The organism is Thalassolituus sp. (genome assembly GCF_984348125.1).
Genome location: NZ_CFHJLR010000008.1, coordinates 1 through 13,241 on the forward strand (window position 1 = coordinate 1; position 13,241 = coordinate 13,241).

The following is a 13,241-nucleotide window of genomic DNA, read 5'->3' on the forward strand; positions in this document are numbered from 1 at the left end:
TCTTCCAGAATTCTCAGCACTTTCGCGGATGGCGTATGACTGGCGTCAGCGATCTTAAGGCGTTGCTGACCAAGAGTATCTATGTGGAAGCTGTGATGGTTGGCTTCGTCGAGCAAGGCTGCCACGGGCTGCATGCTGTCGAGAAGTTCGCTTGCCCAGTCTGCCAGAGTGGTTTCGCCGCTGGCGCTTTCGAGCATTAATCCCGGGCGACGACCTTCGTAAACCACTTTACTGAAGTTGCGCTGAATACGTTCGTATTCGGCATCATCAATCTCACCACTGTCCTGCAGAGCACACCAGGTCAGGAATATATCCATAAAGTGCATCTGTGGAACGTCGATACCCAGTGGCAGGAACGGATTCACATCCGTGCTGCGGACTTCAATATACTGAATACCGGCACGAGCCAATGACTCCAGCGGCTTCTCGCCGGACTCGCCTACCCGCTTAGGACGGATATTGCTGTAGTACTCGTTCTCGATCTGAAGCAGGTTGGTATTGAGCTGCTTATACTGGCCGTTCTCTTCCTGCATACCAATGGCTTCGTATTCAGCGACAGGAATGGTCAGCGCTTTACTCAGCGTGTCGATGTACGACTCAAGGGAATTGTGACAGATCACTAAGCCCGATTGAGCATTATTCTGGTAACCCAGATCACTCATCCGCAGCGAGGTCGCGTACGGGGCGTATAAGGTGTGCTTGTGAAGCTTCTGCAAAGAGTGCTTACGGCCATCAAGAAATGTGCTGCATACCGCCGGTGATGCCCCGAACAGATACATCAGCAGCCAGCCATAGCGGCGGAAGTTACGGATCATGCCGAGATAGCGGCGGGATACGAAGTCTTTGTCTGCTTTCTGACCTTCCTGCTCCGCCAGCAATTGCAGCAATTCATCTGGCAGCGAGAAGTTATAGTGGATACCTGAAATTGCCTGCATCACACGACCGTAGCGGTGCCAGAGGCCATGGCGATAGGCATGCTTCAGACGTCCGATATTGGAGCTGCCATACTCGGCAATAGGGATGCTCATTTCGCCTTTCAGGATACAGGGCATCGACGCTGGCCAGATCAGCTCTCCTTCCATTTGCTGGTAGGCAAAGCGATGGGCGGTTTCGAGGTAAGCCGACGCCTCATGGGCGCTGGTAAAAACCGGCGTAATGAACTCAAGTAAGGCTTCGGAGTAGTCGGTCGTAATAGCCGGGTGCGTCAGCGCAGAGCCCATTCCCTTAGGGTGAGGTGTCTGAGCGATTAGTCCGTCATTGCCGCAGCGCAGGCCTTCCTTCTCAATTCCCCGTTGCAGTCGGGAAAGCATGGGTAGGTGCCGGGAGTCGGCCAGTAGCGCCAGCAGTGAATTGTAGGAAGCCAAGAGCACCTCTGCATCAGGTTGGAAGTCAGCGGATTATAGGAGGAATCGACAGGATCTTATACATGCTTGTATCAGAAATTGGTCTCAGATTATTCGCTCATAATGAACAGTGTTGTGTATAGGCCTACTAATTGTTCGTCAGATCGATTATCAGAATGCAACACTGGCACTTAACTGAACGCGTACAGCCTGCTCGTAGGGTTCTGAGTCCGGCTTGAAGGTATTTGACGTAAAGTCTCTCTGTGCTCTGAAACCTAACCGGGTTGTTGTCTCTGCCGAGGCAAAGTCACGGTATATATTCAGTTCCAGTGTATGCAGATCATCGCCGTCATCGCCACGGTTCACCCGGCGTCCGTCTTCAATAACAAACGCACTGAGATGAGTGAAAATCTGCGCTGGCCATGGCTGGAACCACGAGGCAGAGTGCGAGCGTGGCGAATACAGGGCGACCAGATCGCTGTCGCTGAGATCCTCTGTTGGATCTACCTCTGCGCGCAGCCATGCGCTGGTCAGGCGGAACTCTGCGGTGCTTCGCGTCGTGAACGTTAACTGCCCTTCAGCGCCGGTGTAGACAATTTCATTCCCATCATTGACCGTATCGAGACGAATGGATGGGTAGTGATAGATGACATTATTCAGCTCTTCCCGGAACAGCTTAACGTCCCACTCTATATTGCCTTTCCAGAACGGTTTGCTGGCGAAATACCCTAACTCGACTGAGTGGATGATCTGGGGTTTGAGGTTACCCGGTCCTTTGAATCCATCGTAATACTCGACACCCGCGTATCGCGATTCTGTTTCGGCATTATCAACGACGTATATCCAGTCTGCTCTTTGTTCGAGTATGTCCGGCGTACGCCCGGCACGACTGAACACCAGCCTGACCGATTCGACTGGGCTGATCAGGTAGTTGGCCGCCAGTTTTCCAGACCAGACGTCAGTACCGTCCTCTTCATATTCATACATAACACCTGAATGCAGGGCCCAGCGGTTGCTGGCTCTCCAGTTGATGTTGCCGAACCCGCGGAGTTGATCTGAGTCTATGTAGCCGCCATAGAATGGCTTCGAGTAAATCTGTTCTCTGCGATATCCGAGACCGCTGATCATGATCAGGTTGTCTGCGAAGGCGACCGTATCCTGTATTTCCAGGTCGATACGTCGTTCGTTCGTATCAGCGTGCACATCACCGCTGATCGGTATGAAGAAAGCAGCCGGGTCGGCTCCGTAGCGAGTGAGGAGCTGTTGAGCCAGTGTCAGCTCTTCCGGGTTGGTGGTATCCAGTGCGGTGAGAGATTCGCCCTGAACAAACTGATCGGCGGCTTCCGGGTTTACCTCATCCAGTTGTCTCAGAAGCGGATCAAAGAAACCGGAAGGTCCACTTTCCAGCACACCATGCTGGCGACGCTCAAAACGGGTTGCGTGAACCGACACTTTCAACTCATGTAGATCCGACAGGTCATGATCATAAACGACGCTGGCTTCAAACTGGTTGGACTCAACGTGATTACTCGTAAACTCGTAATCAGGCACGTCCCGGTAAGCGTTAGTCATCGTGAAGGCAGTGTTCAGGCTCTGAGCATCACTCAGTTGATGGCTGGTATTTAGCATAACTGCCGCGAAATCACGGTTGTCGTCACAAGGGGTTGTACAGCCTATGCTGGTGTCATCACTGTCGCGCAGGTGTTCTGTGGAATAGGCCTTGGCCGACAAGCGCCAGTGATGAATCCCCTGATCGCCGGTCGTTCGTGCGTAGAGATAAGTATCCCGATTATTACCTTGCTGGACACCGATTTGGTCGTCGAAGGCATCCTGTGGGTAATTCGTGATGATATTGATTACAGCCTGATAAGCGTTGGTGCCAAAGCTGGTGGCCGCAGGGCCGCGAACGACTTCGATCCGCTGAATATCCTCGACCGCAACAGGTAAGTCTTCCCATGACACCGCGGCCAACCCGGCGAGGTATTGTGCCCGTCCGTCTATGAGGACCTGAAAGCTCTTGGGCAGGATGGATGGCCCACCGTGATAGACCACCGCGTCGCTATTATCCCGGATGTCGTGAGCGACCAGCATTCCAGGAACGTAACGCAGAAGCTGAGAAATACGTTTGACGCCCGTGCGTTTTATAAAATCAGCATCCAGAACCGTCACACTGCCTGGCACCTCTGCGGTGGCCTGATGCAGTCGCGCTGGTGTCAGTACATGCGGGATATCGGCTGCTGAGGCATCCCAGCTTGAGGCATCCCACGAGAGGGAAGAGAAGTTATCCGGGTTGTCATCTGCTGTGACGTGCAAAGGCTGGCAAAGGTTCGCGGCACACGTGAGTATGATGAGTAGAGGTCCTTTTTTTTGCACGATAACTTCTCATTATTCGCTTTATTTCTTTCTGGCGTTTGCAAACGCGGCTGCGAAGGCCCCCGCCATAGCACCGTTTCCGGCAGGTTGCTGCGTCGGTTTTGAACCACGCGGCTGGCGCTGAGGTCTGTCTTTAGCAGGTCGGCTTCCGGTGTCGCCCGAGGCGTTGATATCATCCCCCAGTCGCATGGATAAACCAATGCGCTTACGCGACACATCGACCTCCATTACCTTCACTTTTACGATGTCGCCGGCTTTCACAACGTCGCGCGGATCCTTCACGAAGTGATCGGCCAGCGCTGAAATGTGTACCAGACCATCCTGATGTACACCGATATCCACAAAGGCACCAAAGGCGGCAACGTTAGTGATCGCGCCTTCGAGAATCATACCGGGCTTCAGGTCTTTGATGTCTTCTACGCCCTCTTTGTATTCCGCAAAGCGGAATTCAGGACGAGGGTCGCGACCGGGTTTCTCCAGCTCTGAGAGGATATCTTTTAAGGTGAGTTCGCCGGTATGTTCATCCGTGAACTGGCCTGCATTGACAGATTTCAGGAAGCTGCCGTCGCCAATCAGGCTGCTGACATCGCGTGAGAATTCATGGGCAATGCGCTCCACTACAGGGTAAGACTCAGGGTGAACGCCGGAGGCATCCAGAGGGTTTTTACCGTCCATAATGCGTAGGAAACCCGCCGCCTGCTCGAAGGTTTTGTCACCCAGGCGCGGCACTTTTGCCAGGTCTTTGCGTGAGGTGAAGGCACCATTTACATCGCGGAAAGCGACGATGTTATTGGCCAGTGTGGCGTTCAGCCCGGAAACTCGTGTCAGCAGTGGCGCAGAGGCGGTATTCAGATCGACGCCCACCGAGTTAACACAGTCCTCTACGACGGCATCCAGTGTGCGCGCTAATTGGCTCTGATTAACATCATGTTGATACTGGCCCACACCGATGGACTTGGGCTCGATTTTTACCAGTTCTGCCAATGGGTCCTGCAGGCGACGAGCAATGGATACGGCGCCGCGAATGGTCACGTCCAGATCCGGAAATTCTTTGGCCGCCAGCTCTGACGCTGAGTACACCGAGGCACCGGCCTCGTTGACCATGATCTTCTGTACGTTCAGATCTTTGTGCTTTTTCAGCAGATCGCCAACAAACTTATCGGTTTCGCGCGAAGCAGTACCGTTACCAATCGCGATCAGCTCGGCATTGTGCTTCTGAATCAATGCCAGCAGTACGGCTTCGGATTCGGCGATGCGATTTTGCGGAGGTGTCGGGAAGATGGCGCAGTGATCGAGGACTTTGCCGGTTTTATCGACGACCGCGACTTTCACCCCGGTACGCAGGCCGGGGTCCAACCCGATGGTGGCTTTTGGCCCTGCTGGTGCAGCTAAAAGAAGGTCTTTGAGGTTGTCGGCGAATACTTTAATCGCTCCTTCTTCTGCCTGCTCTCGCAACTGGCCGATCAGCTCGGTTTCGAGACTGGTGAGCAGCTTGATGCGCCAGGTCCATTTTACGACCTCGGCCAACCATCGGTCGGCGGCGCGGCCTTCATTTTTTATGCCTGAGTGTTCGGCAATAATGGCCTCGCATGGGCTGGCGGCCAGCTTGTCTTCAGGGTCGCCGGTCACCAGTGAAAACGACAGAACGCCCTCATTGCGACCACGCAGAATAGCGAGCGCACGGTGACCCGGTACCGACTTCAGAGGCTCGTCGTGCTCAAAGTAGTCGGCAAATTTTTCCCCTTCTTTCTCTTTGCCCGGTACTACGCGGACAGAGAGTGTGGCTTCCTGCTTCAGGAAGCGGCGCAGCGCCGCGAGCAAGTCGGCGTTTTCGGCAAAGCGCTCCATCAGGATGTATTTAGCGCCGTCGAGTGCGGCCTTGGTATCGCCAATGCTGTGCTCGGCGTTGAGATACTTCTCCGCTTCTTGTTCGGGCGTCAGGTTCGGGTCGTTGAACAGGGCATCGGCTAATGGCTCAAGGCCTGCTTCAATGGCCATCTGACCTTTAGTGCGGCGCTTTTTCTTGTAGGGTAGGTACAGATCTTCGATGCGGGTTTTGGTATCCGCCGTCAACAGCGCCTGTTTCAACTCATCGGTGAGTTTGCCCTGGTCTTCGATGCTTTTGATCACAGACGCACGACGATCTTCCATGTCGCGTAAATAGCCCAGACGCTCTTCAAGAGTACGCAGCTGGCTGTCGTCCAGCGCCCCCGTGACTTCTTTCCGGTAGCGAGCGATGAAGGGAACAGTAGCACCTTCATCAAGAAGGGCGACGGTGGCGTCTACCTGTTGTGGGCGGATATTCAGTTCAGTAGCGAGGCGTTGGGTGATCGAAGGCAGGGTCATAACTCATAAGTACATTATTCACGAGGGCGTGAGTATACCTGTGACATGGCGAGGTGAATATCACCCGATAATCAGACGCAAAAAAGGGCGCCGTAGCGCCCCTTTTCATGCTCGTAAAACAGGTTCAGCTTAAAGCTGAGGGCCTGCGTTTACGATAGCGTCAGATACGTCGTACTTCTTGAAGTTCTCAACGAACTGAGCCGCCAGGTTCTTCGCAGCACCTTCCCAGTCTGAGCTGTTAGCCCAGGCTTTGGTTGGGTTAAGCAGAGTTGCATCAACACCTTCCAGAGAGGTTGGAACCTGCAGGCCGAAGATTGGCAGTTCTTCAGTGTCTGCATCACGCAGAGCACCAGACTGAATTGCAGCGATGACAGCACGGGTCGTCGGGATGCTGAAACGCTCACCGCCGCCACCGTTAGGACCGCCAGTCCAGCCAGTGTTAACCAGGTATACCTGAGAACCGAATTCAGTCACACGCTTCATCAGCAGTTCAGCGTAAACGCCTGCTGGACGTGGGAAGAACGGAGCACCGAAGCAGGTAGAGAAGGTAGACTTCAGGCCTTTAGAACCACCCATTTCAGTAGAACCTACCAGAGCGGTGTAACCAGACAGGAAGTGGTAAGCCGCCTGTTCTTTGCTCAGGATAGACACTGGAGGCAGAACGCCAGTCATGTCACAGGTCAGGAAGATCACAGCTTTTGGTTCGCCAGCCATGTTCTCTTCAACGCGCTTCTCAACGTGAGTCAGCGGGTATGCACAACGACCGTTTTCAGTCAGCTCAGTGTTGCTGTAGTCAGCAACGCGAGTGTTTTCGTCGATGGTGACGTTCTCAACGATCGCACCGAACTTGATCGCGTCCCAGATGATAGGTTCGTTCTTCTGAGACAGATCGATTGTTTTTGCGTAGCAGCCGCCTTCGATGTTGAAGACAGTACCTTTGCCCCAACCGTGCTCGTCATCACCGATCAGGTAACGCTCAGGGTCAGCAGACAGGGTGGTTTTACCGGTACCAGACAGACCGAAGAACAGGCAGGTATCGCCATCTTCGCCAACGTTGGCAGAGCAGTGCATTGGCAGTACGTCTTTTTCTGGCAGCAGGAAGTTCTGTACACCGAACATTGCTTTCTTCATTTCGCCTGCGTAACGCATGCCAGCCAGCAATACTTTGCGCTGTGCGAAGTTAACGATCACTGCGCCGTCAGAGTTCGTGCCGTCACGTTCTGGAACACATTCGAAACCAGCAACGTTCAGGATCTGCCACTCTTCCTTATCAGAAGGGTTGTAGCTTTCTGGCAGGATGAACAGGTTACGGCCAAACAGGTTCTGCCATGCAGTCTGAGTGGTCATTTTAACTGGCAGGTAGTGCTGTGGATCAGAACCCACGTGTACCTGAGATACGAAGCTGTCGTGCTGGGCCAGATATTCTTCTACACGCTCCCACAGGGCATCAAACTTGTCCGCGTCGAATGGGCGGTTGATGTTGCCCCACTCAATCGCGTCTTTGCTGCTTGGCTCTTCAACGATGAATTTGTCCATCGGAGAGCGACCTGTACGCTTACCGGTTTTGATAACCAGAGCGCCGTTATCCTGCAGTTCACCTTCGCCGCGGGCGATGGCTTGTTCTACCAGGAGAGGAGTAGATAAATCGGTGTAAACAGTCATATCGATGCCCCGCAGGGTCCTCGTAAATTCAGTACGGCTTGTGGCCATACTTTGTATCTCAATAATCCGCCCTGAAGGGTGCCCGGGCGAGCCCAAAAGTTTAAGGCGCGCAATTATGCCAGAAAATTCATTGCGCGCTAAGCCCCGCTGGTCGCTTTTTGACCGATAATTATTCGCAGCAGAGCTAAGTTATTGTTTTATCAGGTTTTACTGGAGATTCTGCTCTGGGAAGAGTTCGTTAACCTGCTCTTTGTCGAAACTGTAGGCCTGCTTACAGAAATCGCAGTTGATGCTGATTTTTCCTTGTTCTTCAATGATTTGCATCAGTTCGTCTTTTCCGAGCTGGTGCAGAGCATTGCCGATTCTGTCCTTTGAGCAGGTGCAGAAAAAGCTCAGTTCGCTCGCAGGATAAGTACGTACCTCTTCCTCATGGTAAAGGCGGTGAAGCAGGACATCGTTGTTAAGATTAATCAGCTCTTCTTCTTTGATTGTGCTGGCCAGATGAGTGAGACGATCCCACGCATCCGGATCATCGCTCTGCTCTGATGGCATCTGCTGTAGCATGAAACCGGCGGCATTCTGACCATCGCAGGCCAGCCAGAAGCGTGAACCCAGCTGTTCTGACTGTTCAAAGTAATCTTCCAGCGCGCCAGCGACATTACCGCCTTTGATCAGAGTGATGCCCTGATAGCGTTGGCCGACTTCAGGCTCGACAGTGATGATCATCTGGCCGTCGTCGAAGCTCAGTTCGCTTTCTTCGGTACCTTCTTCATAACGGGCGATGGCTCGCAGCTGACCTTTGTCGCTGGTTTCTGCTTGCAGCAGGCTGATGTTGCCCGGCAGACGAATCTGTAAGGTCAGGCGCCCTGTAAATTTGAGGTTAGCACTCAGCAAGGCGGTAGCGGCCATCAGCTCACCGACGGCTTTAGCTATCCGCGTGGGATACTGATGACGCTTCAGTATTTCGCGGTAGCTCGCATTTACGTGAGCCAGCTCGCCGCGGATATTGGTGTTGTCGAAGCTGAAGCGTTGCAGGCTGTCAGCGCTGTTTGGAGTGTCAGACATTCTTCAGTAGTCCTGATTGTGCTCAAAGCGGCGCATGTCGCGACGCTCTTTCTTGTTTGGTTTATGGTCGGGTGCTGCTTGTGAGGCTTTGACGACCTTGCGGTACTCCGCTTTATCCATACGCGCTTTAATGCTCTCGGGAGTTTCCTCATAGAGCAGGCGTGCTTCTGGGGCGCCGCGGCGTTGCTCAGAGAGCGCTTTAATGACGACGATTTTCTCGTCGAAGCCCTGCCGGATCGTCAGTTTGGCGCCCACGTCGACGGTTTTACTAACTTTGCAGCGCTGACCCTCGTAATGCACCTTACCGCCTTCAATCGCGCCTTTCGCCAGCGCACGGGTTTTGAAAAAGCGCGCGGCCCAGAGCCATTTATCAAGTCGGATTTTGTTTGTCTGTTCGCTCATGCGTCCTCGAAGATCGCGTTGGTAGGGCTGTCGATGACCTTGTGTGCCATGGATGGCACACGAGAGCCTCCATGGATGGATTCACGGCGAGTCAGAGACGGCCCTGGCAATGCAGAATTCGGTTTAAAATTTGAATTCGTCGAAGTGGTGAATACCCGGAAAGCGACTGTCGGTATTTGGCGCTTTCTGGCTGTCTGGATGAAAGATCGTCAGCAGCCAGCGGATACCCCATTTCTCTGCCGATTCTAACACAGCCTGACTGTCGTCAATCAGTAGGGAACGCTCTTTATCAAAGGGTTCTTCGCGTTGCAGGTGGTCCCAGAACGCCTGACTTTCTTTCGGTTCTTTATAGTCATGGGAGCTGATGACGTGATCGACCAGTCTATCCAGGCCGGTGCGTTCCATTTTCAGGTTCACGCTGTCGCGGTGTGCGTTGGTGACTATCACGGTGCGTTTGCCAAGCTTCTTCATGGTATCGAGGAAGTCTTCCACATGCGGGCGAAAACCAATTTTGTCCTGCACATCGCGCTTAAGCTCAGCGATGGGCAGGCCCGTAAGGTCACTCCAGTGATCCAGACAATACCAGTTAAGCGTGCCACGCAGGCCGACAAAACTTTTGTTCAGCTCTGCGAGCGCTTCTTCTTCTGAGAGGCCGTGATGCTCGGCGTATTTACTCGGCACGTGCTCCAGCCAGAAGTAATTGTCGAAATGCAGATCGAGCAGGGTGCCGTCCATATCTAACAGAACCGTGTCTATCTCTTGCCAGTCTGGCATCGTCATGCGCTAATACCTTACGAAAAGTGTTCACCGACTATTTAAACAGGGCTGTCATGCATAAAAAACCCGAAATCCTGAATCGCCACATGGTCGCAGAAAGTCGCCTGTTCCGGGTGGAATCCATTGACCTCAGGTTCAGTAACGGCGTTGAGCGAACTTACGAACGACTGGTGCCCGGTGGCAGCGGCGCCGTCATGATGGTCGCTCTGCTGGATGATGAAACGATTGCCCTGATACGTGAATATGGGGGCGGTGTTGAAGATTACACCCTTACCCTGCCAAAAGGTGCGGTGGACCTGGGCGAATCGATGCGTGATGCCTGCAACCGCGAACTGCAGGAAGAAATCGGCTTTGCTGCGCGCGAGTTCGTTTATCTGAAGAAAATGAGCCTGTCGCCAAGCTACATGCGAGGGGGCATCGATGTGGTGCTTGCCCGTGACTTGTATCCGTCAAAGCTGGAAGGCGATGAGCCAGAGCCACTGGAGCTGGTTGAGTGGAAGCTCAAGGATCTGACCGAGCTTTACGGCCGCGATGACTTTAACGAAGGTCGTGCAATCGGTGCCTTAGCGGTTGCTGTTGAATATCTGAATGGCCGCTTTGAGGGCACGCCGCTCTAGCGGAATTTGGGTGTAACTTCTGATGTCGAGCAGCGAAGACGAGAAGCTCCGTCTTGAGCATGAAGCGGCCAAGCTGTTTATGCGGTCGTACGAGAAAGAAACCGGCCATAAAATACGGCATTTGTGGCACAACCTTCCGACCAAGCCCGATGTGTCCTGTCTGCTTGAAGGAGATAAGCTCGACATTGAAGTTGCTCATTTATACGGCAGCGAGGCCGAGGCCATGAAAATTCTGGGTCGGTCGCTGAGTGCTGAGACACAGTCGGCTTTGGCGGAACAGGAGCTGGAGCACAATACCGATCAACGCCTGGTCAGTGCACTGAACCGGATACTGCGCCAGAAAGCGGAGAAAACCTATCAGAGCCAGCGTGCCTGGCTACTTATCCGCAACGCACACCCGCAATGGAATGCGCGCAAGATCATTCAATTCATCAATAAAATTCAGGTGCCCGCATCTCACCCGTTTGAGCAGATCTGGATACTTGGCGACATGCATGGCAAATCTGGCATCCTGCAACTGGCCTGAACAGACTATCCCGCGCGCCGCCTGTTAAGACTGTGGTACTGTGCAGCCGGTCATCTTTTATTAATTCTGGGGTTTTATGAGCGTCGAAGGCGCATTACTTACCAGCGGCTCTGTGGGGCGCCACCTGTATCACCAGACGTTGCCTATGGTGATAGGCATTCTGGCACTGATGTCGGTCGGGCTTCTGGATGCTTATTTTATTGGTAATTTAGGCAAGGACCCTCTGACGGCCGTTAGCTTTATCTTCCCGGTGGTGTTTGCTCTGTCCTCGCTTGGTGTCGGAGTGATCGCTGCCATTGCTTCTGTTGTTTCGCGGGCGTTAGGTTCAGGGCAGAAGCACAAGGCGCAGAGTCTGGTGGCTCTGGGAATTGTGGCAGCGGGTATTTTTGGCATTGTTATCACGGTGCTCCTGTTGCTCTTCAAACGCCCATTGTTTGAAGTGATGAATGCTTCTCCAGACCTGTTGCCATTAATCGATTCCTATATGACCCCCTTTGCGTTCGGCTTCCCAATGTTGTTGATTAATATGGGCGGTAATGGTGCTCTGCGTGCTCAGGGCATGGCGGGTAAGGCGTCCCTCATTCTGATGATGATGGCACTGGTCAACCTGATACTCGACCCTATCCTGATTGCCGGTATTGGTAGCTTCGAAGGTTTCGGTATTAAAGGCGCGGCTTACGCCACGGTGGCGGGTTGGACGCTGGCATCCATTCTGGCACTGGTGCTGATTGCGCGAAGCCCTGTCGGCCTGAACTTCTCTCGCCTGAAAGAGGCGCATCCGGGTGAGGATATTCGTGCTCTGTTGAGGGTGGGTGCCCCGGCGGCAGTATCTAATTCCGTAAACCCCGTCGGCCTGTCTATCATGACGGCATTACTGGCGAAGTACGGCGATGCCGCAGTCGCGGGGTTTGGCGCCGGTGGTCGCTTGCAGGCGCTTGCCGTCGTACCTTTGTTGGCGCTCTCGAGTTCGATTGGCGGAATCGTTGGTCAGAACTGGGGGGCAGGCTATGGCGACCGGGCTCGTCGGGCGTTGTGGATGGCCATTGGCTTTTGTGTGGTGTACAGCCTGACGGCGGGCGCTTTGCTGGTAACCTGGCGTGAGTCTCTGGCGACAGTATTTACTGATAGCCCAGCAGTAATTGATGCTATTTCAACGTATCTAATGATCTCTGTCTGGGGGTATGCCGGCTTTGGTGCCCTGATCGTTGTGAATGGTGCGTTTAACGCAATTGATCGTGCTTACTGGGCGCTGGGGCAATCGGTTGTTCGTGTTGCTTTGATTATGGTACCTGTGGCGGTTGGCTTGAGTCTGGTGCTTGAGTCGCGTTCGATTTATGCCGCAGAGCTTATTGCTAACCTGGTCGGTGGCTTAGTGGCTATCATCCTTGGTCGTGCGTTACTGGATGATCGTTGGTTGCGGGCATAATTTCATACTGTTTCCGGGACGATGGTTGGTAAAAATTTAAGCTTTTAAATGAATTCAGTCGAAATATATTGCTCGATAGTTCCGTTTTCAGAATGTAAACGTATAGTCAGGTGATATTGCCAATATACAAGGAGTTAAGATGTCTAAGATAGACGATATCCTCGGAAAAATTGAGTCGTATGAATATACGCGAGAGGAACTGTTGAAACTGAAATTAAATGCTATTCGCGCCAGAACTTGGGGAGAGGAAGGAAAAAACAAACTTCTCGCCGCCATTGAGTATGCGCTTGAGCATATGCCAGTTGATAAAAACAGAAAGACTGATCGAGAAGTTATCATCGACAAAGGCGATTATAAGATCAGCCGTGGGGGGCGTGATGGAGGAAACTTAGCCAGGTTAGAGGCTATTGCGATGAGCTTGTCGAAGGTTCCTGGTATATCGGACATGACGATACTCAAGACTCAGATCAGAATTTATTTATATGGGAAACACTTTTTTGCTGGACTTAAAAGTACAGCTAATGACTGCTGGATTTCCTGTCGCGAGGATCACGGAGTTTCGGAAGAAACCATCTCTGCATGGGGTGAGATTGGCGTAGTAGAGAAGAGCAAAAACTACGATAAACCTTGTATCGGCTTGCGAGCAGATTCGCCAGAAAAACTGGCTGCGGGTATTGCAGCAGTCCAATTTATTTAGACATTGG

General features: G+C 53.0%; 11 protein-coding genes. 4 read left to right on the forward strand and 7 right to left on the reverse strand.

The annotated features are described in order from the left end of the window. The 7 genes from gshA to yrfG form a co-directional block, all read right to left on the reverse strand. The coding region (gene gshA, locus AC5E51_RS07400) for a glutamate--cysteine ligase (protein WP_491778382.1) at positions 1-1,364 on the reverse strand (1,364 nt) is incomplete at its 3' end. 150 nt (positions 1,365-1,514) lie between these two features. Continuing rightward, positions 1,515-3,716: a TonB-dependent receptor plug domain-containing protein gene (locus AC5E51_RS07405; RefSeq protein WP_068435803.1), complete on the reverse strand. Its 2,202-nt coding sequence runs from the start codon at positions 3,714-3,716 to the stop codon at positions 1,515-1,517. A 21-nt stretch (positions 3,717-3,737) separates the two neighbouring features. After that, complete coding sequence (locus tag AC5E51_RS07410) at positions 3,738-6,062, reverse strand: Tex family protein (RefSeq protein WP_491778383.1); 2,325 nt, start codon at positions 6,060-6,062, stop codon at positions 3,738-3,740. A 129-nt stretch (positions 6,063-6,191) separates the two neighbouring features. Then, positions 6,192-7,724 (reverse strand): phosphoenolpyruvate carboxykinase, encoded by a 1,533-nt coding sequence (locus AC5E51_RS07415; protein ID WP_068434825.1) that lies wholly within the window; start codon positions 7,722-7,724, stop codon positions 6,192-6,194. A 207-nt stretch (positions 7,725-7,931) separates the two neighbouring features. After that, positions 7,932-8,789 carry an Hsp33 family molecular chaperone HslO gene (hslO, locus tag AC5E51_RS07420; protein ID WP_491778384.1) on the reverse strand — a complete coding sequence of 286 codons (858 nt, stop codon included), beginning with the start codon at positions 8,787-8,789 and terminating at the stop codon, positions 7,932-7,934. A 3-nt stretch (positions 8,790-8,792) separates the two neighbouring features. After that, positions 8,793-9,191 carry a ribosome-associated heat shock protein Hsp15 gene (hslR, locus tag AC5E51_RS07425; protein ID WP_068434818.1) on the reverse strand — a complete coding sequence of 133 codons (399 nt, stop codon included), beginning with the start codon at positions 9,189-9,191 and terminating at the stop codon, positions 8,793-8,795. Positions 9,192-9,314: 123 nt separating this feature from the next. Then, positions 9,315-9,971, reverse strand: coding sequence for a GMP/IMP nucleotidase (gene yrfG / locus AC5E51_RS07430; protein ID WP_301389008.1), 657 nt, complete (start codon positions 9,969-9,971; stop codon positions 9,315-9,317). Positions 9,972-10,021: 50 nt separating this feature from the next. On the opposite strand from yrfG, the gene nudE reads away from it, so the two are divergent. From nudE to AC5E51_RS07450, 4 genes are all read left to right on the forward strand, one after another. Next, positions 10,022-10,585 (forward strand): ADP compounds hydrolase NudE, encoded by a 564-nt coding sequence (gene nudE / locus AC5E51_RS07435; protein ID WP_068434812.1) that lies wholly within the window; start codon positions 10,022-10,024, stop codon positions 10,583-10,585. A 22-nt stretch (positions 10,586-10,607) separates the two neighbouring features. Next, complete coding sequence (locus AC5E51_RS07440) at positions 10,608-11,111, forward strand: hypothetical protein (RefSeq protein WP_301377228.1); 504 nt, start codon at positions 10,608-10,610, stop codon at positions 11,109-11,111. A gap of 76 nt (positions 11,112-11,187) precedes the next feature. Next, entirely contained in the window at positions 11,188-12,537 is a 1,350-nt protein-coding gene (locus AC5E51_RS07445) for an MATE family efflux transporter (protein WP_301377230.1), read from the forward strand. A gap of 139 nt (positions 12,538-12,676) precedes the next feature. Continuing rightward, positions 12,677-13,234, forward strand: coding sequence for a hypothetical protein (locus AC5E51_RS07450; protein WP_273087022.1), 558 nt, complete (start codon positions 12,677-12,679; stop codon positions 13,232-13,234). Positions 13,235-13,241 lie beyond the last annotated feature (7 nt).

Excerpts from the sequence above, each read along its gene's own strand:
- hslR (WP_068434818.1), bottom strand. The coding sequence starts at position 9,191 with ATGAGCGAACAGACAAACAAAATCCGACTTGATAAATGGCTCTGGGCC.
- hslO (WP_491778384.1), bottom strand. The coding sequence starts at position 8,789 with ATGTCTGACACTCCAAACAGCGCTGACAGCCTGCAACGCTTCAGCTTC.
- AC5E51_RS07410 (WP_491778383.1), bottom strand. The coding sequence starts at position 6,062 with ATGACCCTGCCTTCGATCACCCAACGCCTCGCTACTGAACTGAATATC.
- AC5E51_RS07445 (WP_301377230.1), top strand. The coding sequence starts at position 11,188 with ATGAGCGTCGAAGGCGCATTACTTACCAGCGGCTCTGTGGGGCGCCAC.
- AC5E51_RS07415 (WP_068434825.1), bottom strand. The coding sequence starts at position 7,724 with ATGACTGTTTACACCGATTTATCTACTCCTCTCCTGGTAGAACAAGCC.
- yrfG (WP_301389008.1), bottom strand. The coding sequence starts at position 9,971 with ATGACGATGCCAGACTGGCAAGAGATAGACACGGTTCTGTTAGATATG.
- AC5E51_RS07440 (WP_301377228.1), top strand. The coding sequence starts at position 10,608 with ATGTCGAGCAGCGAAGACGAGAAGCTCCGTCTTGAGCATGAAGCGGCC.
- AC5E51_RS07450 (WP_273087022.1), top strand. The coding sequence starts at position 12,677 with ATGTCTAAGATAGACGATATCCTCGGAAAAATTGAGTCGTATGAATAT.
- nudE (WP_068434812.1), top strand. The coding sequence starts at position 10,022 with ATGCATAAAAAACCCGAAATCCTGAATCGCCACATGGTCGCAGAAAGT.